Below are 19,628 nucleotides of genomic sequence, written 5' to 3'. Positions count from 1 at the left end.
GGCCGGGCCGACCGCCGGGGTTCCGCCGGGCGGGGTGTTGCCGCCCGGGACCCGGGTGCCCCGGGCCGGGGTCGGCTGGCCCTTGGCGTACGTGGTGGGCTGCGAGAAGCCGCCGGCACCGGCCTGGCCCGCTCCACCGGTCGGCGGCATCAGCGAGGTGGACGCGGCCGAGTGCTCGTTCGGCGGCTGCGGGACGCCGTACGAGCCCCCGCCCTGCGCGCCCGGACGGCCGCCGGAGGTCCCTCCCGCAGCACCCGTGGCTCCACTCACCTGGTCCTCCCGCACTTCCCACCAGGACGGCGGCGCCGCCCTGCCTCGTCACTCGTCACCCAGCGCCCGGCGGGATTGCCCGGAACTGGTCGGCGTCCGGTGCCGCCGCGTCCCTCCGTAGGACGCGACGGCACCGGTCTGCGGTTCGGTTCAGGCCTCGACGTCTCCGTCGACCGCCGTCACCGTGCCCTCGGCCGTCTCGGTGGACTCGGTACCCGCCACCTCGTCCTCCGCAGTCTCCTCGTCCTCGGCCTCCGCGTTGCGGGCCATGCCCACGACCGCGTCGCGCTTTCCGAGGTTGATCAGTTGGACGCCCATCGTGTCACGTCCGGTTTCACGAACCTCGGAAACCCTCGTACGGATCACCCCACCCGACAGGGTGATCGCCATGATCTCGTCGGACTCGTCGACCACGAGCGCGCCGACCAGCGAGCCGCGGCCTTCGACGATCTTCGCCGCCTTGGTGCCGTAGCCGCCGCGTCCCTGGACACGGTACTCGTCCACACCGGTGCGCTTGGCGTACCCGCCGTCGGTGGCGGTGAAGACGTAGGTGCCCGGCCGGACGACGTTCATCGACAGCAGTTCGTCGTCCTCGCGGAAGGCCATGCCCTTGACGCCGGAGGTGGCGCGGCCGGTGGGCCGCAGGGCGTCGTCGGTCGCGGTGAAGCGGATCGACTGGGCCTTCTTGGAGACCAGCAGCAGGTCGTCCTCGGCGGAGACCAGCTCGGCGCCGATCAGCTCGTCGTCCCGGCCCTCGTCGTCCTGGCGCAGGTTGATCGCGATCAGGCCGCCGGAGCGCGGGGAGTCGTAGTCCTTGAGCGGGGACTTCTTCACCAGGCCGGCCCGGGTGGCGAGGACCAGGTACGGCTTGTCCTCGTAGGTGCGGACGGCCATCACCTGGGCGATGTGCTCCCCCGGCTGGAAGGCCAGCAGGTTGGCCACGTGCTGGCCGCGGGCGTCGCGCCCGGCGTCCGGCAGCTCGTAGCCCTTGGCCCGGTAGACCCGGCCCTTGTTGGTGAAGAACAGGATCCAGTTGTGGGTCGTCGTCACGAAGAAGTGGTCGACGATGTCGTCCTGCTTGAGCTGGGCACCGCGCACGCCCTTGCCGCCGCGCTTCTGCGAGCGGTAGAGGTCGGAGCGGGTCCGCTTGACGTAGCCGCCACGGGTGATCGTGACGACGATGTCCTCCTCGGCGATGAGGTCCTCGATGGAGAGGTCGCCGTCGGACGGGATGAGGGTGGAGCGCCGCTCGTCGCCGTACTTCTCGACGATCGCGGTGAGCTCCTCGGAGATGATCTCCCGCTGGCGGGTCGGCGAGGCCAGGATCGCGTTGTACTCGTCGATCTTGCGCTGGAGCTCGTCGTGCTCGTCCATGATCCGCTGGCGCTCCAGGGCGGCCAGGCGGCGCAGCTGCATCTCCAGGATGGCGTTGGCCTGGAGCTCGTCGATGTCGAGCAGGCCCATCAGGCCGGTGCGGGCGGCGTCGGCGCTGGCCGAGGCCCGGATCAGCGCGATGACGTCGTCGATCAGGTCCAGGGCCTTGAGCAGGGCGCGCAGGATGTGGGCGCGCTCCTCGGCCTTGCGCAGCCGGAACCGGGTGCGCCGGACGATGACCTCGACCTGGTGGTTGACCCAGTGCCGGATGAAGGCGTCCAGCGACAGGGTGCGCGGCACGCCGTCGACCAGGGCCAGCATGTTGGCGCCGAAGTTGGTCTGCAGCTCGGTGTGCTTGTACAGGTTGTTCAGCACGACCTTGGCGACCGCGTCGCGCTTGAGCACGACCACCAGGCGGGTGCCGGTGCGGGACGAGGACTCGTCGCGGACGTCGGCGATGCCGGCGATCTTGCCGTCCTTGACCAGGTCGGCGATCTTCAGCGCGAGGTTGTCCGGGTTGACCTGGTACGGCAGCTCGGTGATCACCAGGCACTGGCGGCCCTGGATCTCCTCGACCTCGACGACGGCCCGCATGGTGACCGAGCCGCGGCCGGTGCGGAAGTAGTCGTCGATGCCGCGGCGGCCGACGATCAGCGCGCCGGTGGGGAAGTCCGGGCCCTTGATCCGCTCGACCAGGGCGTCCAGCAGGTCCTCGGCGGAGGCCTCCGGGTTCTCCAGGTACCAGAGCGCGCCGGAGGCGACCTCGCGGAGGTTGTGCGGCGGGATGTTGGTGGCCATGCCGACCGCGATGCCGGTGGCACCGTTGACCAGCAGGTTGGGGATGCGCGCGGGCAGGACGGTCGGCTCCTGCGAGCGGCCGTCGTAGTTGGACGCGAAGTCGACGGTCTCCTCGTCGATGTCGCGCATCATCTCCATGGCCAGCGGCATCAGCTTGCACTCGGTGTAGCGCATGGCCGCCGCCGGGTCGTTGCCCGGGGAGCCGAAGTTGCCGTTGCCGTCCACCAGCGGCATCCGCAGTGACCACGGCTGGGCCAGGCGGACCACGGTGTCGTAGATCGAGGTGTCACCGTGCGGGTGGTAGTTGCCCATGACGTCGCCGACGACGCGGGCGCACTTGTAGTAGCCCTTCTCGGGGCGGTACCCGCCGTCGTACATCGCGTAGAGCACGCGGCGGTGCACCGGCTTGAGGCCGTCGCGGACCTCGGGCAGCGCACGGCTGACGATCACGCTCATCGCGTAGTCGAGGTACGAGCGCTGCATCTCGGTCTCGAGCTCGACCGGCTCGATGCGCATGGTCGCCTGGGTGGTGGCCTCGGCGGCCTCGGGCGTCTCGGGCTGTTCGCCTTCGGGACGGTTGTCGTCGACCACTGGTGGTCAGTTTCCTTTCACGCGGACTGGAACGTGCGGGGCCTGGGGTGCAGGCGTCACACGTCCAGGAAGCGGACGTCCTTGGCGTTGCGCTGGATGAAGGAGCGGCGGGCCTCGACGTCCTCGCCCATCAGCACGGAGAACAGCTCGTCGGCACGGGCGGCGTCCTCCAGGGTGACCTGGAGCAGCAGCCGGTGCTCGGCGTCCATGGTGGTGACCCGGAGCTCCTCGGCGTTCATCTCGCCGAGACCCTTGAAGCGCTGGATCGCGTCGTCCTTGGGCAGCCGGCGCCCGGCCTCCACCCCGGCGGCGATCAGCGCGTCGCGCTCGCGGTCGGAGTAGGCGTACTCGAAGTCGTCCTTGCCCCACTTGATCTTGTACAGCGGCGGCATGGCGAGGTAGACGTACCCGGACTCGACCAGCGGCCGCATGAAGCGGAACAGCAGGGTCAGCAGCAGGGTGCGGATGTGCTGTCCGTCGACGTCGGCGTCGGCCATCAGGACGATCTTGTGGTACCGCAGCTTGGACTCGTCGTAGTCCTCCTGGATGCCGCAGCCGAACGCCGAGATCAGCGCCTGGACCTCGGTGTTCTGGAGGACCTTGTCGATCCGGGCCTTCTCGACGTTCAGGATCTTGCCGCGGATCGGCAGGATGGCCTGGGTGCGCGGGTCCCGGCCCTGCTTGGCCGAGCCGCCGGCGGAGTCACCCTCGACGATGAAGATCTCGCACTCGGACGGGTCCTTGGACTGGCAGTCGGAGAGCTTGCCCGGCAGCGAGGCGGACTCCAGCAGGCCCTTGCGGCGCGTCAGGTCGCGGGCCTTGCGGGCGGCGACACGCGCGGTGGCGGCCTGGATGGACTTGCGGATGATGTCCGCGGCCTCGTTGGGGTTGCGGTCCAGCCAGTCGTTGAGCTGCTCGTGGACGACCTTCTGGACGAAGGTCTTGGCCTCGGTGTTGCCGAGCTTGTCCTTGGTCTGGCCCTCGAACTGCGGCTCGCCGAGCTTGACCGAGATGATCGCGGTCAGACCCTCGCGGATGTCCTCGCCGGAGAGGTTGTCGTCCTTCTCCCGGAGCAGCTTCTTGTCCCGCGCGTAGCGGTTGACCAGGCCGGTCAGCGCCGCGCGGAAGCCCTCCTCGTGGGTACCGCCGCCGTGGGTGTGGATGGTGTTGGCGAAGCTGTAGACCCCCTCGGTGTACGAGGAGTTCCACTGCATCGCGACCTCCACCGAGATCGCCTTGTCCTTGTCCTCCGACTCGAAGTCGATGACCGAGGGGTGGATGACCTCGCCCTTGCGGGAGTTGAGGTGGGCGACGAAGTCGGCGATGCCGCCGTCGTACTTGTACGTGACGGAGAGCGGCTTGCCCTCCTCGTCCACGTGCTCGGCGCGCTCGTCGGTCAGCGAGATGGACAGGCCCTTGTTGAGGAAGGCCATCTCCTGGAAGCGGCGGGAGAGCGTCTCGAAGGAGTAGACGGTGGTCTCGAAGATGTCGCCGTCGGCCCAGAACGTCACCGTGGTGCCGGTGCGGTCGGTCTCCGCGCCCTTGGCCAGGGGGGCGGTCGGCGCGCCCATCCTGTAGTCCTGGGTCCAGATGTGGCCCTCGGTGTGGATCTCCACCGCGAGCCTGGTGGAGAGCGCGTTCACCACCGAGACGCCGACGCCGTGCAGACCGCCGGAGACCGCGTACCCGCCGCCGCCGAACTTGCCACCCGCGTGCAGCACGGTGAGCACGACCTCGACGGCCGGCTTCTCCTGCCCGGGGACGATGCCGACCGGGATGCCGCGTCCGTTGTCGGCCACCCGCACGCCGCCGTCCGGCAGGATCGTGACCTCGATGGTGTCCGCGTGCCCGGCCATGGCCTCGTCGACGGAGTTGTCCACGACCTCCTGCACCAGGTGGTGCAGGCCGCGCTCACCGGTCGAGCCGATGTACATGCCGGGACGCTTGCGGACGGCGTCGAGGCCCTCCAGCACCTGGATGTTGCTGGCGTTGTAGGACTTCTCGCCCTGGTCGGTCTGGTCTGGGGTCTGGCTGGGGTTGCCGGAATCGGCCACGAAGCGCCCTCTCTGGCACAGCACGGGCCGCATCCCCGATCCCGTGCGGGCGGGCGTGCGACCACAGCGTTCTGACTCGGTTGCCACTGGCAACAGTGTTTGGCTTTCAGTCTACCGGTACGACTGACAGAGATGGGCGTTTGGCAGCCCTTGAGGGCAGATACGCCGCCCTGAATCCCCTCTGCACATGTCCCGATACTCGACCGGGGGGCCCAGGGCGCCTGGAAGGGCTGTCAGGGGTTCCGGAAGATCGCCATCCGATCCGTGCCCGCGGGGGACCGGCCGGCGTCCCGGTCAGCCCCAGGTGTCGCCCGGCCCCTTGCTCCCCGGCGCGCGCAGCCGACCGTAGCCGCGGGCGGGCGCCGCCGGGCCGAGCACCTTGATGGTCCTGACCGTGCCATGGCCCAGCTCGTGGTTCAGACGGGCCACCAACTGCCGTGCAAGCCAGCGTAGTTGAGTGGCCCAGGCGGTGGAGTCGCACTGCACGGTGAGCACCGCGGCGGCCTCGTCGTAGGAGGAGGGGTGGCAGTGCGCGGCGATGTCCGGGCCGACGATCTGCGGCCAGCGGCCCATCACCCCGCCGACCGCGGCCGAGGACTCCCAGCCGCGCTCGGTCAGCAGCCGGTTCAGCGCGGCACCCAGCGGGACCGGGTCGCGGCCGTCCGAGCGGGCGCCGCTGCGCAGACCGTGCCGCTTCGCCTCGCGCTTCTCCCGGACCTGCTCACCGCGCTGGCGGGCCTGGGCCCGGGCCGCCCGCAGCGCGGAGCGGGCGAGGTCCGCGCCGGTCGGCTGCGGGGCGCCGGACTCGGACGCACCGGGCTTGGGGGCACCGGGCTTGGGGGCACCGGGCTTGGGGGAGTGCTCCGCCGGCTCGCTCACGGCGATCTCCTTTCCCCAGCCTGTGGACAACGCTGAACGGTCCAGCGTACGGGAGCGCACACGGGACGGACCGCCGGGTGCGCCCGGCGGCGGGGGGTACGGCGATACGGGTGGAGCGGGTGGAGCGGGTGGAGCGGTCAGGCGTCGATCCGGCGCACCGCGCCGTCGGAGACCGCGAACCGGGCGCCGGACAGCGCCTTCGGCACGTCCTCGGCGACCGCCGCCGTCACCAGCACCTGCTCGCCGTCGGCCACCAGCTCGGCCAGCCGGTCCCGGCGGGCGGCGTCCAGCTCGGCGAACACGTCGTCCAGGATCAGCACCGGCTCGCCGCCGTCGGCGCGCAGCAGCTCGTACGAGGCCAGCCGCAGCGCCAGCGCGAACGACCAGGACTCGCCGTGGCTGGCGTAGCCCTTGGCGGGCAGCGGGCCGAGCTTGAGCGCCAGCTCGTCGCGGTGCGGGCCGACCAGGGTGATGCCGCGCTCGACCTCCTGCTTGCGGACCGCCCGCAGCGCGTCCAGCAGCTGCTCCTCGGCCTGCTCGCGGCTGGTCGGCAGCTCGCCCTCGAAGGAGCTGCGGTACTCCAGGGAGGTCTCGCCGCCGCCGGGGGCCAGCTGCCCGTACGCGGCCGTCACCAGCGGCTGCAGGGCGGCCACCAGCTGGATCCGGAAGGCCGTCAACTCGGCACCGGCCTGGGCCAGATGACCGTCCCAGACCTCCAGGGTGGACAAGTCGGCGCCCTTGCCGCCGCCGGCCCGGCGGGCCATCGCGGCGGTCTTCAGCAGGGCGTTGCGCTGCTTGAGGACCCGCTCGTAGTCCTGCCGCACACCGGCCAGCCGGGGAGCGCGGGCGGTCAGCAGCTCGTCCAGGAAGCGCCGCCGCTCACCCGGGTCGCCCTTGACCAGGCTGAGGTCCTCGGGGGCGAACAGCACGGTGCGCAGCAGGCCCAGCACGTCGCGCGGGCGGACGTTGTCGGAGCGGTTGATCCGGGCCCGGTTGGCCTTGCCCGGGGTGAGCTCCAGCTCGACCAGGGTGGAGCGGCCGCGGTCCACCACCGAGGTGCGGATCACCGCCCGCTCGGCGCCCAGCCGGATCAGCGGGGTGTCGGTGGCCACCCGGTGGCTGCCCAGGGTGGCGACGTAGCCGACCGCCTCGACCAGGTTGGTCTTGCCCTGGCCGTTCGGTCCGACGAAGGCGGTCACGCCCGGGTCGAGGGGAACCTCGGCCCGGGCGTACGACCGGAAGTCGGCGAGCGACAGATGCGCGACGTGCATGGCTGTGGACTGCGCCCGCCTTCTGTGGAGGAGCTGCTGGTTACTTGGACTCGACCGCGTGGCCGCCGAACTGGTTGCGCAGCGCGGCGATCATCTTCATCTGCGGCGAGTCGTCCTGGCGGGAGGCGAAGCGGGCGAACAGCGAGGCGGTGATCGCCGGCAGCGGCACGGCGTGGTCGATCGCGGCCTCGACGGTCCAGCGGCCCTCGCCGGAGTCGGCGGCCCAGCCGCGCAGCTTGTCCAGGTGCTCGTCCTCGTCCAGGGCGTTGACGGCCAGGTCGAGCAGCCAGGAGCGGATGACCGTGCCCTCCTGCCAGCTGCGGAAGACCTCGCGCACGTCGGTGACCTCGGGGGCGGCCTCCAGCAGCTCCCAGCCCTCGGCGAAGGCCTGCATCATCGCGTACTCGATGCCGTTGTGGACCATCTTGGCGAAGTGGCCGGCGCCGACCGCGCCCGCGTGCACGTTGCCGAAATCGCCCTCGGGCTTGAGCGCCTGGAAGATCGGCTGGACCTTGGCAACGTGCTCGGCGTCGCCGCCGTACATCAGCGCGTAGCCGTTCTCCAGGCCCCAGACGCCACCGGAGACGCCACAGTCCACGAAGCCGATGCCCTTGGCGGCCAGCGCCTCGGCGTGCTTGATGTCGTCGGTCCAGCGGGAGTTTCCACCGTCGACCACCACGTCGCCGGGGGAGAGCAGCTCGGCGAGCTCGTCGACGGTCGCCTGGGTGGCGGCGCCGGCCGGGACCATGACCCAGACCACGCGCGGGCCCTGGAGCTTGGTGACGAGCTCCTGGATGCTCTCGACGTCGGAGATGTCCGGGTTGCGGTCGTAGCCGATGACGGTGTGGCCGGCGCGGCGGATCCGCTCGCGCATGTTGCCGCCCATCTTGCCGAGACCGATGAGGCCGAGCTCCATGACCAAGTCCTTACCTGTGGTGACGTGCCTGCCGGCGGCGCCGTTGCCGCACTCCTTGAGCCTACGCGTTGGAGCGACCCCGGCCGCCTTCGATCGGGCTGACCGGGGGAGACGTCCACAGGCTGTGCACAGCGGGTGTGCACAGCCTGTGGACGGAAGAGCGGGCTGGATCAGCCGGAGAGGCGCACCGGCATGCTGTGTCCTGTGGGGGACGACCCCCGCGCCCCCGGGATCACGCCGGCCCGGGCATCAGCCGGAGAGGCGCACCGGCATGATCAGGTACTGGTAGGCCTTGTCCTCCTCGGCGTCCACCGAGACCTTGCCGCTGAGCAGCGCCGGCTTGGTCGGGGTGGTGAAGCTGAGCTGGGCGAAGGGGGAGTCGATGGCCTTGAGGCCCTCCTCCAGGTAGCCCGGGTTGAAGGCGATCGAGATGGCGTCGCCCTCCAGGGAGGCCTCGATCCGCTCGGTGGCCTGGGCGTCGTCGCCCGAGCCGGCCTCCAGCGTCAGCACGCCCTCCTCGAAGTTCAGGCGGACCGGGGTGTTGCGCTCGGCGACCAGCGAGACGCGCTTGAGCGCCTCCAGGAAGGGCTGGGTCTGGATCGCGGCGACGGCGTTGAACTCCGTCGGGAACAGGCTGCGGAACTTGGGGAACTCGCCCTCCAGCAGCCGGGTCGTCGTCCGGCGGCCGGCGCCCTCGAAACCGATCAGGCCCTCGCCCGCGCCGCCCGAGGAGAGCGCGATGGAGACGGTGTCGCCGCTGCCGAGGGACTTGGCGATGTCCTGGAGCGTCTTGGCGGGGACCAGCGCGACGGCGGAGATGTCCGACTGCTCGGGCTTCCACAGCAGCTCGCGGACGGCGAAGCGGTAGCGGTCGGTGGCGGCCAGGGTGATCCGGTCGCCCTCGATCTCGACCCGGACGCCGGTGAGCACCGGAAGGGTGTCGTCCCGGCCGGCGGCGACCGCGGCCTGGCTGACGGCGGAGGCGAAGACGTCACCGGAGACGGTGCCGGTGGCGGTCGGCATCTGCGGGAGCGCGGGGTACTCGTCCACCGGGAGGGTGGGGAGGGTGAAGCGGGAACTGCCGCAGACCACGCTGACCCGCTGGCCGTCGGTGGAGATCTCCACCGGCCGGTTGGGGAGGTTGCGGGAGATGTCGTTCAGCAGGCGGCCGGAGACCAGGACGGTGCCGGCCTCCTCGACGTCCGCCTCCAGCTCGACCCGGGCCGAGACCTCGTAGTCGAAGCCGGACAGCGCCAGGCTGCCCTCCTGCGCGGTCAGCAGCAGGCCGGCCAGCACCGGCACCGGCGGCCGTGCCGGGAGGCTGCGGGCAGCCCAGGCCACCGCCTCCGCGAGGACGTCACGCTCCACCCGGAACTTCACCGGTAACCGCCTCCTGGATCGAGCGCTCCCGCTCGCACTCTGGTTCGTCTGATCTTGATCGTCGGTCTGGCTGTCCGCCGAGCTCTGCTCACTCCGCTTCCAGTCGCAAGGACAGTCTGACGTACTCCGCCGACAGACGGGGCAGACGGGCGGAAGCGACCCGAACAGGTGTCGGGGCCCGGTTGTCCACAGATTCGGGGCCCACCCACTTTGAAAGCAAGTCCGGGGTCTAAATGTGTAGTGGTAGTAGTAGGGCCTGTGGAAACCGTGGATAACCCTGTTTCCGCAGGTCAGAGCCTGAATTTTGTCCACAGGGGTTGTGGACCGGGGCTGTGGACGGACAGGCGTCGCTGTGGACAGCCGAGCGTTACCCACAGGCCACGCTCGGTATCCACAGGTTATCCCCAGGGCTGTCCCCAGATCCGGGCCCGGTTATCCACGGGCGCCGGTCAACTTTTCGTGACGCCTTTCACACCAGGGTATGAACGCCAGTGCACGGTTGTCGAACTGTGGACGCCGCTGTGGACAACCTGGGGATAACCGCCCCTCGCCTGGGGACAACCGGTGGATAACCCGGACGGCCCACTGGGGACCCGTCAGCTGTCCACACCCTGTGGATAACCGTTGTGCACAAGTCCACAGGCACCTGACCTGCGCGGAAGAGCGTAGCGGTGACGGGCCTGTGGACGAATTCTGGATAACTCCGGGCCCCCCGCCCTGTGGACGGCGGAGAACCGGCCCGGCCTGTGGACAACGGCCTTGCGCGCCTCCGGGTTTCGAATCACCGGTCAGTTGTTCGGCGCGGGCTGTGGACTGGCGTACCGTCCGTCGACCGCATCCCTGCCCGGCCGGCGCGCGCCGTACACCTGTGGACGCGCGAAAAGGGCGTCAGGATCGCTCCTGACGCCCTCGGGGCCGCACCGCCGGCGGCGGCTAGCTCTTGATGCGGTTGGTGAGTTCGGTGACCTGGTTGTAGATCGAGCGCCGCTCGGCCATCAGCGAGCGGATCTTGCGGTCCGCGTGCATCACCGTGGTGTGGTCGCGGCCGCCGAACTGTGCCCCGATCTTCGGCAGCGAGAGGTCGGTGAGCTCCCGGCACAGGTACATCGCGATCTGGCGGGCCGTCACCAGCACGCGGCTGCGCGAGGATCCGCAGAGGTCGTCCACCCCCAGACCGAAGTACGCGGCGGTCTGCTGCATGATGACCTGCGCGGTGATCTCGGGGCCGGCGTCCTCGTCCCCGCCCGGGATCAGGTCCTTGAGGACGATCCCGGCCAACTCCAGGTCCACCGGGGCCCGGTTGAGGTTGGCGAAGGCGGTGACCCGGATGAGCGCGCCCTCCAACTCCCGGATGTTGCGGGTGATCCGGGACGCGATGAACTCCAACACGTCGGCGGGAGCGTTGAGTTGCTCCTGGATCGCCTTCTTGCGCAGGATCGCGATCCGGGTCTCCAGCTCCGGCGGGGTGACGTCGGTGATCAGTCCCCACTCGAAGCGGTTGCGCAGCCGGTCCTCCAGCGTGGTCAGCAGCTTGGGCGGCCGGTCCGAGGAGAGGACGATCTGCTTGTTCGCGTTGTGCAGGGTGTTGAAGGTGTGGAAGAACTCCTCCTGCGTGGACTCCTTGCTCGCGAGGAACTGGATGTCGTCCACGAGCAGGATGTCCATGTCCCGGTAGCGGCGGCGGAAGGTGTCCGCCTTGCCGTCCCGGATCGAGTTGATGAACTCGTTGGTGAACTCCTCCGAGGACACGTAGCGCACCCGGGTGCCCGGGAAGAGGCTGCGCGAGTAGTGCCCGATGGCGTGCAGCAGGTGGGTCTTGCCCAGCCCGGACTCGCCGTAGATGAAGAGCGGGTTGTACGCCTTGGCCGGGGCCTCGGCGACCGCCACCGCCGCCGCGTGGGCGAAGCGGTTGCTGGCGCCGATGACGAAGGTGTCGAAGAGGTACTTGGGGTTCAGCCGGGCGGCCGGCTCGTCCTTGCGCGAGCCGCCGGCCGGGGGAGCGCCGGGCGGGGCGGGCACGCCGGGGACGCCGGGCCGCTCGGCCGGGCGCTCCGGGGCGGACTTGTCCGACGGGCGGCCGCCGGAGGGGCGGGAGCCGCCCGCGCGGCGACCGGCGCCGGTGCGGGGCTGCTCGTTCGGGCCGGGGCCGTAGGCGCCGCCGAAGAGGTCGCCCTGGGTGGTCGCGGGCGGGCCGGGGACGGGGCGCGGCGCCTGGCGGGGCGCGGGCTCCTCCGACTCGCGGTAGGGCGACGGCTGCTCCTGGTAGCCCTGCCAGCCCTGTCCGGCGGCGGGGGAACCGTACCCGCCCGGGCGCGGCTCGTAGCCGCCGGCGTCGTAGCGGGGGCGCTGGTAGTCCTGCTCGTACGAGGAGCCGCTCTCGTAGGGCTGGCCGTGCTCGTACGGCTGCTGGTAGCCCTGGTCGCCGTAGTCGGGGGCGTCCTCCTCGGCCGGGCCCGGGTAGGGCTCGGCGGGGGCCTGGGCGGCGGGGGTGGTCGGCACCGCGTTGGCGTCGACCATCACGGCGATCCGGACCGGGCGGCTGAGCTCACGGCTGAGGGCCTCGGTCAGCTGCGGCAGCAGCCGGCCCTCCAGCACCTGCTTGGCCCGCTCGTTCGGGGTCGCCAGCAGGGCGGTGTCGTGCATCATCCACATCGGCTGGGTGCGCTGCACCCACTGTTTGTCCATCTCCCCGACATCGGGGTCGCTGACCAGCCGCTCGACGACCCTGGCCCAGACCGGGACGAGGTCGCTGTTGACATCAGCCACTGGTGCACGCTTTCCAAGAACAAACCAGACAAGTTCTGCAACGGTAGTCAGCGAACAGGGCCGGATCAAGTCGTTGTCCACAGGCTGTGGGTAAGACGGGCCGCAAGCGGCCGGTTTGACCCTCGTGCCCCGTCCCGCGTACCGTAACCAGGTCGAGTTGTCGATGGCCGCTGCCGCATGTCCGCGGGTCCGCCCGCTCCATAAGGCGCGCAGCACGGGCGCCGTGGATTGCCTCAGACCCCAGCCGAACTGGGGCGATGGGCCGGATTTCCGAATCAGGGGAGATCACGCGGACGCACGGTGACGGCCAAGCGACCCCCCGTCATCCTACGATTCACCTCAGGAGCCCCCGAGTGAGCAAGCGCACCTTCCAGCCGAACAACCGTCGTCGCGCGAAGACCCACGGCTTCCGGCTGCGTATGCGTACCCGCGCCGGCCGCGCCATCCTGGCCGCCCGCCGTGGCAAGGGCCGCGCCAGCCTGTCCGCCTGATCCGCGCCAGAGTCTGTTGTGCTGCCCTCCGAGAATCGGCTGCGGCGGCGCCAGGACTTCGCGACCGCGGTGAAACGCGGTCGTCGGGCCGGTCGGCCCCTTCTGGTCGTCCATCTCAGCAGAGACGGTGACCCGCAGGGGCAGACCGACCGGACCAGCGACTCCCGCCCGCACGTCGCCGAGGGGACTCCTTCGGCGCGTGCGGGTTTCGTCGTGAGCAAGGCCGTTGGCCCGGCGGTCGTCCGCAACCTGGTCAAACGCAGGTTGCGCCACCTCGTTCGTGATCGTCTCATCAGGCTGCCCGCCGGTAGCCTGATAGTGGTGCGTGCGCTGCCCCAGGCCGCGACCGCCTCGTACCAGGAGCTTGAACGTGACCTGGACGCGGCACTCAAGCGGTTGCTGAGGACGGAGCCCGCCGCCACGGCGCCGACGGGAGCAGGGCGATGAAGTACCTGCTGATGGGTCTGATCAGGGTCTACCAGTGGACGATCAGCCCGCTGCTCGGTCCGGTCTGCCGCTACTACCCCTCCTGCTCGCACTACGGCTACGAGGCCGTGAAGGTGCACGGGGCGGTCAAGGGCGGCGGACTGACCGTGTGGCGCATCCTGCGCTGCAATCCGTGGACGCCCGGCGGGGTCGATCACGTCCCGCCGCGCAAGCATCCGGTGTGGCACCGGCGGTTGCGGGACTGGCTGAGCAGCCGGTCCGCCGTCGACACGTCGGTGACCGTCACCCCCGCCGGTCCGGACCCAGTGGGCCCGGCGACCATTGGCCGCGAGCGGCCGATCCACCTGTCCAAGGAGCCTGACCGGTGACCTTCGGTTTTCTGAGTCCCCTGTACACCGCGGTGTCCTGGATCATCGTCCAGTTCCACTCGCTGTACAGCAATGTCTTCAACCCGGACGGCGGCTGGGCCTGGGGCCTGGCCATCGCCTCGATGGTGGTCGTCATCCGGATCTGCCTGATCCCGCTCTTCGTGAAGCAGATCAAGGCGACCCGGGCCATGCAGGCGATCCAGCCGAAGATGAAGGCCATCCAGGAGCGCTACAAGAACGACCGGCAGCGCCAGTCCGAAGAGATGATGAAGCTGTACAAGGAGGCGGGTACCAACCCGTTCTCCAGCTGCCTTCCCATCATCGTGCAGGCGCCGTTCTTCACCGCTCTCTACGGTGTGCTCGCCAAGGTCGCCAAGGGTGAGGACATCGGCGTCATCCATGGCAGCCTGCTGGTGAGCGCCGGCAAGGCGCACATCTTCGGGGCCCCGCTCTCCGCGACCTTCCTCGGCAGCAGTGAGACCAGCGTCAAGATCGTCACTGCGGTGATGATCATCCTGATGTCGCTGTCGCAGTTCGTCACCCAGCGCCAGCTGATGACCAAGAACGTCGACCTCACGGTGAAGACGCCGTTCATGCAGCAGCAGAAGATGCTGATGTACGTCTTCCCGATCATGTTCGCCGTGATGGGCATCAACTTCCCGGTCGGTGTCCTGGTCTACTGGCTGACCACCAACGTCTGGTCGATGGGCCAGCAGCTGGTCGTCATCCACAACAACCCGACCCCGGGCAGCAAGGCCTTCGAGGAGCGCCAGGCGAGGCTGAAGAAGGCCGGCCGGCTGCGTCCGGACGGTACGGAGATCAAGGGCGCGCTCTGGGGCATGCTGCCCCCGTCCAAGGACGCCGTCAGCGAGGCGGCCAGCGCCGCCGCGGTGGTCGAGGAGTCGGTGCAGGCGCGCCGCCAGCAGCCCCGCCGGCAGAGCAAGTCGCAGCGCCAGCAGGGCGGTGCCGGGCAGTCGACGGTCGACCTGGGCAAGGACACCGCGGCCGAGGAGCCCGAGGACTCCGCCCCGGCGGAGCCCGAGGCCAGGCCGGAGGCCGCCAAGCAGGGCACGGCCAAGCCGGCCGGCACCAAGCAGGGCACCCGGCAGCAGCCGAAGCGCGGTGGCGGCCAGCGGCCGAAGAAGAAGTCCTGACCGGCCCCCAGCCTGTTGTGACAGCCGCGAAGAGCTTCGTTCCCGGCCCGCCAGACGGGCCCATCTCCGAAGGAGTCCATCAGTGACGGAAGGCACCACCTCCGCTGTCGAGGCCGAGGCCGAGGCCACCGCCAGCGCCGACGAGAGTCTCGTCTCCCGCCTGGAGCAGGAGGGCGACATCGCGGCGGACTACCTGGAGGGTCTGCTCGACATCGCGGACCTCGACGGTGACATCGACATGGACGTCGAGGGCGACCGCGCCCTGGTGTCCATCGTCAGTGACGGCAACGACCGGGCACTCCAGCGCCTGGTCGGCCAGGACGGCGAGGTGCTGGAGGCCCTCCAGGAGCTGACCCGGTTGGCTGTCCACCGGGAGACCGGCGAGCGCAGCCGCCTCATGCTGGACATTGCCGGCTTCCGGGCCCGCAAGCGCGAGGAGCTGGCGGTACTCGCTTCCAAGGCCGCGGAGCAGGCCAAGAGCACCAATGAGCAGGTCAAGCTGCGGCCGATGACGCCCTTCGAGCGCAAGGTCGTCCACGACGCGGTCGCCGCGGCGGGCCTGCGCAGCGAGTCCGAGGGCGAAGAGCCCCAGCGGTGCGTGGTCGTGCTGCCGGCCTGAAGCCGGTAGGCCGATGACCGGTCGCCGCGGCGGCCGGAGAGCTTCACGGACGCGACCCCGTCCGCCTCGTGCGGGCGGGGTCGTCGTCCCTCCTGGGATGTTTCACGTGAAACAGTGCGTTGAGCGGGTCGGTGGATCCGGGGATCGGAGAGGTCGAGATGGACACGGAGAACGCGGCTGCCGGCCGGGCGGGGGCGGACGTGGACCCGGCCGCTGAGGGGCGGGCCATCGAGGTGGGCGAGCCGGGCGAAGCGCCCGCCGCCGCCCGGGAGGTCTTCGGGGACCGGTTCGACGCCGCGGTCCGCTACACCGAGCTGCTGGCCACCTCGGGCGTGCAGCGCGGACTGATCGGGCCGCGCGAGGTGCCCCGGCTCTGGGACCGCCACGTGCTGAACTGCGCGGTGCTGGCCGAGCTGCTGCCGTCCGGGATCACCCTGTGCGACGTCGGCTCCGGGGCCGGCCTGCCGGGCATCCCGGTCGCGCTGGCCCGTCCGGACGTCTCGGTGACGCTGCTGGAGCCGCTGCTGCGCCGGACCACCTTCCTGGAGGAGGTCGTCCGGGAGCTGGGGCTGGACAACGTCACGGTGCTGCGCGGCCGGGCCGAGGAGATGGTCGGCAAGCTCGCGGTGGACGTGGTGACCGCCCGGGCGGTGGCACCGCTGGAGCGGCTGGCCGGCTGGGGCATGCCGCTGCTGCGCCCGCACGGGCAGATGCTGGCGCTCAAGGGCGACAGCGCCGAGCAGGAGCTGGCCGACTCCCGGGCCGGGCTGGCCAAGCTGGGTGCGGTCGAGTGGAGCGTCATCGGGGTCGGCGAGGGCACCCTGGAGACCTCGACCCGGGTGGTCCAGGTGAAGGCGGGGGAGAGCCCCGGCGGGGTCAGGGCGGCGACCCGGCGCGCCAAGGCGGCCCGGGCGGGCCGCAACGCGAGCGCCCGGACGGGCGAGCGCACCCGGGGCGGGCGCCGCCGCGGTCGCTGAGCCGGGTGATGCCGGACACGTGGTGACGACGGGCGGACGGGCCTCCTGAGAGGGAGGAGCGTCCGCCCGTCGTCGTTCAGGTGACGGGCGGACCGCCGCTGGGACACCGGAGTGTCGCAACGTCAGATTCCCGGCATAGCGGGCATGGTGTTTCACGTGAAACGTCGCTCCTTGCTCTCGGGCATCCTCCGGCGTGACCGGGCGGCGACTGTTGCCGCTCCGGTTTCACGTGAAACACTGACCCCCATGCAGGACTCGGAGACCGTCGACCAGATCGATGACACGCCCATCGCGCGGGCTGCGCAGGCCGCGGTTCGGGCGATCGGCCGAGCGGGTGAGGGACTTCCCAGGCCCGCCGCCACCCGGGTGATCGTGGTCGCCAACCAGAAGGGTGGGGTGGGCAAGACCACCACCACCGTGAACATGGCCGCCTCCCTCGCCATGCACGGCCTGCGCGTCCTGGTCGTCGACCTCGACCCGCAGGGCAACGCCTCCACCGCGCTCGGCATCGACCACCACGCCGAAGTCCCGTCCATCTACGACGTCCTGGTGGAGGGCAAGCCGCTCGCCGACGTGGTGCAGCCGGTGCACGACGTCGAGGGGCTGTTCTGCGTCCCCGCCACCATCGACCTGGCCGGCGCCGAGATCGAGCTGGTCTCGCTGGTCGCCCGGGAGAGCCGGCTCCAGCGCGCCATCGCGGCCTACGAGCAGCCGCTGGACTACATCCTGATCGACTGTCCGCCCTCGTTGGGCCTGCTGACGGTCAACGCCCTGGTGGCCGGTCAGGAGGTGCTGATCCCGATCCAGTGCGAGTACTACGCGCTGGAAGGCCTCGGCCAGCTGCTGCGCAACGTCGAGCTGGTGCGCGCGCACCTCAACCCGGCGCTGCACGTGTCGACCATCCTGCTCACCATGTACGACGCCCGGACCAGGCTGGCCGCCCAGGTCGCCGATGAGGTCCGGACCCACTTCCAGCGCGAGGTGCTGAGCACGGCGATCCCGCGCTCGGTGCGCATCTCGGAGGCGCCCAGCTACGGGCAGACGGTGCTCACCTACGACCCGGGCTCGACCGGGGCGCTCTCCTACCTGGAGGCCGCCCGCGAGCTCGCGCAGCGTGCGGTGGTGGGCACGCTGGTGGGGCAGCAGCGGCACGGCCAGCAGGGGCACGGCGCCCCGGTGGCACAGCACGGTACGACGGAGGGTCATCAGTGAGTGCTCGCAGGGTTGGTCTGGGGAAGGGGCTCGGGGCACTGCTGCCGTCGGCTCCGCCGGCGGTCGGCGGGGCGGTGGGACAGCCCGCGCCGGTCGCTCCCGCACCGGCCTCGGTGGTGCGGGAGTCCCCCGGGGCCGGGACGGTCTCGCCGGCCGCGGTGCCGGTGCTGCCGGCCGGCCGGGGGACGGTGGCCGCCCGGGCCGGGCTCATGGGCCGGCGGGAGAAGGCCGTGGCCCAGCTGCCGGCCGAGGTCGCCGGGGCACGGTTCGCCGAGCTGCGGATGGACTCGATCACCCCCAACCCGCGTCAGCCGCGCGAGGTCTTCGACGACGACAAGCTGGCCGAGCTGGTCGCCTCCATCAAGGAGGTGGGCCTGCTCCAGCCGATCGTGGTGCGCCAGGTCGAGGCCGAGCGCTACGAGCTGATCATGGGCGAGCGCCGCTGGCGGGCCTCGCGTGAGGCCGGGCTGGAACGGATCCCGGCGATCGTCCGGGCCACCGAGGACGACAAGCTGCTGCTGGACGCCCTCCTGGAGAACCTGCACCGGGCCGAGCTGAACCCGCTGGAGGAGGCGGCCGCCTACGACCAGCTGCTGCGGGACTTCTCCTGCACCCACGAGGAGCTGGCCGACCGGGTCGTCCGCTCGCGGGCGCACGTCTCCAACACGCTGCGGCTGCTGAAGCTGCCGCCGTCGGTCCAGAGCCGGGTCGCCTCCGGAGTGCTGACCGCCGGGCACGCCCGGGCGCTGCTGGGGCTGTCGGACGGCGAGCGGCAGGAGGAGCTGGCCAAGCGGATCAACGCGGAGGGCCTCTCGGTGCGGACCACCGAGGAGATCGTCCGGATGATGGCCGCCGAGCCCGAGAAGCCCAAGCGCCAGGCGCCGAAGGCGGGCAAGCTGAACTCCCCGGCCTTCAACGACCTGGCGACCCGGCTGTCCGACCGCTTCGACACCCGGGTCAAGGTCGAGGTGTCGCAGCGCGGCGGCAAGCTGGGCAAGGGCAAGGTGGTGCTGGAGTTCGGCTCGGTGGAGGACCTGAACCGGATCCTGGACAGCATGGCCCCCGGCGAGGACGGTCTGCGGCTGTCGCAGGGCTGAGTCGGTCGGCCGAGGGCGACGACCCGATGGGTGCATGTTCCACGTGAGCGCGGGTTTCACGTGAAACATGCACCCATCGGCGTTCGCGGGGGAATGCTCGACCGTGAGAGGGAGGAGGAGGTACGGCCATGGGACGCCGGATCGCTCCGCTGACGCTGGACAACCTCGGGGACCTGCCGACCGGCTGCCGCTCGTGCGTGTTCTGGGAGCTGGACCCGGTCAGTGCGAAGCAGGCGGTGGAGTCGGGCAAGCCGGAGCTGGAGAAGGAGGGGTGGATCTCCACGGTGCTGCTGGAGTGGGGGTCCTGCGGCCGGATCGTCTACGTGGACGACCGGCCGGCCGGGTTCGTGCTCTACGCGCCACCGGCCTACGTCCCCCGCTCGCAGTCCTTCCCGACCAGTCCGGTCTCACCGGACGCCGTTCAGCTGATGGTCAGCCGGGTGCTGCCGGGCTACCAGCGGCAGGGGCTCGGCCGGGTGCTGGTGCAGACCGTGGCCAAGGACCTGATCGGGCGCGGGGTGCGGGCGATCGAGGCCTTCGGCTCGGTCGGACGGGTGCCGGTCAGCTGTGTGCTGCCGGCCGACCACCTGCTCGCGGTCGGCTTCAAGACCGTCCGCCCGCACGGGCGTTATCCGCGCCTGCGGCTGGAGGCGCGGACCACGCTCTCCTGGCGGGAGGACGTCGAGGGGGCGCTGGAGCGGCTGCTCGGCGGCGGGCGGAAGGAACCCGCGCTGCGGCCGTTCTAGCTGCGGCCGTTCACGGCTGTGGCCGTTCAGGCTGCTGCTGTTCCGGCCGGGGCCGTTCCGGGGGCGCGCCGGAAACGACGGTGGCGGGGCGGCACGCCCCGTGGGGCCCCCCCCCCCGGCGGGGGGCCGCTCGCCGGGGAAGGGGGCGGGCGGGGGGGGGGGGGGGGTCGCGCCGCCCCACCCGCCCGCCCCCGCGCGGGTCAACACGACCGCCCCCA

Annotated in this window: 16 protein-coding genes and 1 pseudogene; 9 read left to right on the top strand and 8 right to left on the bottom strand. The window is 71.0% G+C overall.

Annotated features, from left to right (window positions below):
- The 8 genes and pseudogenes from ACFRAR_RS27050 to dnaA all read right to left on the bottom strand — a co-directional run.
- Positions 1-270 (bottom strand): annotated as a pseudogene (locus tag ACFRAR_RS27050) (hypothetical protein); the annotation flags it as partial.
- Positions 271-420: 150 nt separating this feature from the next.
- Positions 421-2,958, bottom strand: coding sequence for a DNA gyrase subunit A (gyrA, locus tag ACFRAR_RS27045; protein WP_380700802.1), 2,538 nt, complete (start codon positions 2,956-2,958; stop codon positions 421-423).
- A gap of 131 nt (positions 2,959-3,089) precedes the next feature.
- Positions 3,090-5,111 carry a DNA topoisomerase (ATP-hydrolyzing) subunit B gene (gene gyrB, locus ACFRAR_RS27040; RefSeq protein ID WP_380700798.1) on the bottom strand — a complete coding sequence of 674 codons (2,022 nt, stop codon included), beginning with the start codon at positions 5,109-5,111 and terminating at the stop codon, positions 3,090-3,092.
- A gap of 270 nt (positions 5,112-5,381) precedes the next feature.
- Positions 5,382-5,972 carry a DUF721 domain-containing protein gene (locus ACFRAR_RS27035; protein ID WP_380700801.1) on the bottom strand — a complete coding sequence of 197 codons (591 nt, stop codon included), beginning with the start codon at positions 5,970-5,972 and terminating at the stop codon, positions 5,382-5,384.
- A 131-nt stretch (positions 5,973-6,103) separates the two neighbouring features.
- Positions 6,104-7,237 (bottom strand): DNA replication/repair protein RecF, encoded by a 1,134-nt coding sequence (gene recF / locus ACFRAR_RS27030; protein WP_380700797.1) that lies wholly within the window; start codon positions 7,235-7,237, stop codon positions 6,104-6,106.
- Positions 7,238-7,277: 40 nt separating this feature from the next.
- Positions 7,278-8,153, bottom strand: a complete 876-nt coding sequence (gnd, locus tag ACFRAR_RS27025; RefSeq protein ID WP_380700796.1) for a phosphogluconate dehydrogenase (NAD(+)-dependent, decarboxylating) — start codon at positions 8,151-8,153, stop codon at positions 7,278-7,280.
- Positions 8,154-8,402: 249 nt separating this feature from the next.
- Positions 8,403-9,533: a DNA polymerase III subunit beta gene (dnaN, locus tag ACFRAR_RS27020; RefSeq protein WP_380700795.1), complete on the bottom strand. Its 1,131-nt coding sequence runs from the start codon at positions 9,531-9,533 to the stop codon at positions 8,403-8,405.
- 933 nt (positions 9,534-10,466) lie between these two features.
- Complete coding sequence (gene dnaA / locus ACFRAR_RS27015) at positions 10,467-12,299, bottom strand: chromosomal replication initiator protein DnaA (RefSeq protein ID WP_380700794.1); 1,833 nt, start codon at positions 12,297-12,299, stop codon at positions 10,467-10,469.
- A 353-nt stretch (positions 12,300-12,652) separates the two neighbouring features.
- On the opposite strand from dnaA, the gene rpmH reads away from it, so the two are divergent.
- The 9 genes from rpmH (at position 12,653) to ACFRAR_RS26970 (ending at position 19,410) form a co-directional block, all read left to right on the top strand.
- Complete coding sequence (gene rpmH / locus ACFRAR_RS27010; RefSeq protein ID WP_030059672.1) at positions 12,653-12,790, top strand: 50S ribosomal protein L34; 138 nt, start codon at positions 12,653-12,655, stop codon at positions 12,788-12,790.
- Positions 12,791-12,808: 18 nt separating this feature from the next.
- Complete coding sequence (gene rnpA, locus ACFRAR_RS27005; RefSeq protein WP_380700793.1) at positions 12,809-13,237, top strand: ribonuclease P protein component; 429 nt, start codon at positions 12,809-12,811, stop codon at positions 13,235-13,237.
- Complete coding sequence (yidD, locus tag ACFRAR_RS27000) at positions 13,234-13,605, top strand: membrane protein insertion efficiency factor YidD (RefSeq protein WP_380700792.1); 372 nt, start codon at positions 13,234-13,236, stop codon at positions 13,603-13,605. Before rnpA ends, yidD begins: the two co-directional genes overlap by 4 nt.
- Positions 13,602-14,759, top strand: a complete 1,158-nt coding sequence (yidC, locus tag ACFRAR_RS26995) for a membrane protein insertase YidC (RefSeq protein ID WP_380700791.1) — start codon at positions 13,602-13,604, stop codon at positions 14,757-14,759. Before yidD ends, yidC begins: the two co-directional genes overlap by 4 nt.
- An 82-nt stretch (positions 14,760-14,841) precedes the next feature.
- Positions 14,842-15,378, top strand: coding sequence for a protein jag (locus tag ACFRAR_RS26990; RefSeq protein ID WP_380700790.1), 537 nt, complete (start codon positions 14,842-14,844; stop codon positions 15,376-15,378).
- Between the two features lie 158 nt (positions 15,379-15,536).
- Positions 15,537-16,355 carry a 16S rRNA (guanine(527)-N(7))-methyltransferase RsmG gene (gene rsmG, locus ACFRAR_RS26985; protein WP_380700789.1) on the top strand — a complete coding sequence of 273 codons (819 nt, stop codon included), beginning with the start codon at positions 15,537-15,539 and terminating at the stop codon, positions 16,353-16,355.
- A gap of 273 nt (positions 16,356-16,628) precedes the next feature.
- Positions 16,629-17,567, top strand: coding sequence for a ParA family protein (locus tag ACFRAR_RS26980; RefSeq protein ID WP_380700800.1), 939 nt, complete (start codon positions 16,629-16,631; stop codon positions 17,565-17,567).
- Entirely contained in the window at positions 17,564-18,664 is a 1,101-nt protein-coding gene (locus tag ACFRAR_RS26975; protein ID WP_380700788.1) for a ParB/RepB/Spo0J family partition protein, read from the top strand. The genes ACFRAR_RS26980 and ACFRAR_RS26975 overlap by 4 nt, the downstream gene beginning before the upstream one ends.
- A gap of 128 nt (positions 18,665-18,792) precedes the next feature.
- Positions 18,793-19,410 carry a GNAT family N-acetyltransferase gene (locus ACFRAR_RS26970; protein ID WP_380700787.1) on the top strand — a complete coding sequence of 206 codons (618 nt, stop codon included), beginning with the start codon at positions 18,793-18,795 and terminating at the stop codon, positions 19,408-19,410.
- Positions 19,411-19,628: the final 218 nt, after the last annotated feature.

The organism is Kitasatospora sp. NPDC056651 (assembly GCF_042792155.1).
GTDB lineage: Bacteria > Actinomycetota > Actinomycetes > Streptomycetales > Streptomycetaceae > Kitasatospora.
Note: the sequence above shows the minus strand (reverse complement) of the source record. Positions and strands in the feature narration are given on the sequence as shown.

Bases quoted from the DNA above. Each gene is read 5' to 3' on its own strand.
- gyrA (WP_380700802.1), bottom strand. From the start codon at position 2,958: ATGCGCATCGAGCCGGTCGAGCTCGAGACCGAGATGCAGCGCTCGTAC.
- recF (WP_380700797.1), bottom strand. From the start codon at position 7,237: ATGCACGTCGCGCATCTGTCGCTCGCCGACTTCCGGTCGTACGCCCGG.
- gnd (WP_380700796.1), bottom strand. From the start codon at position 8,153: ATGGAGCTCGGCCTCATCGGTCTCGGCAAGATGGGCGGCAACATGCGC.
- yidD (WP_380700792.1), top strand. From the start codon at position 13,234: ATGAAGTACCTGCTGATGGGTCTGATCAGGGTCTACCAGTGGACGATC.
- rsmG (WP_380700789.1), top strand. From the start codon at position 15,537: ATGGACACGGAGAACGCGGCTGCCGGCCGGGCGGGGGCGGACGTGGAC.
- ACFRAR_RS26970 (WP_380700787.1), top strand. From the start codon at position 18,793: ATGGGACGCCGGATCGCTCCGCTGACGCTGGACAACCTCGGGGACCTG.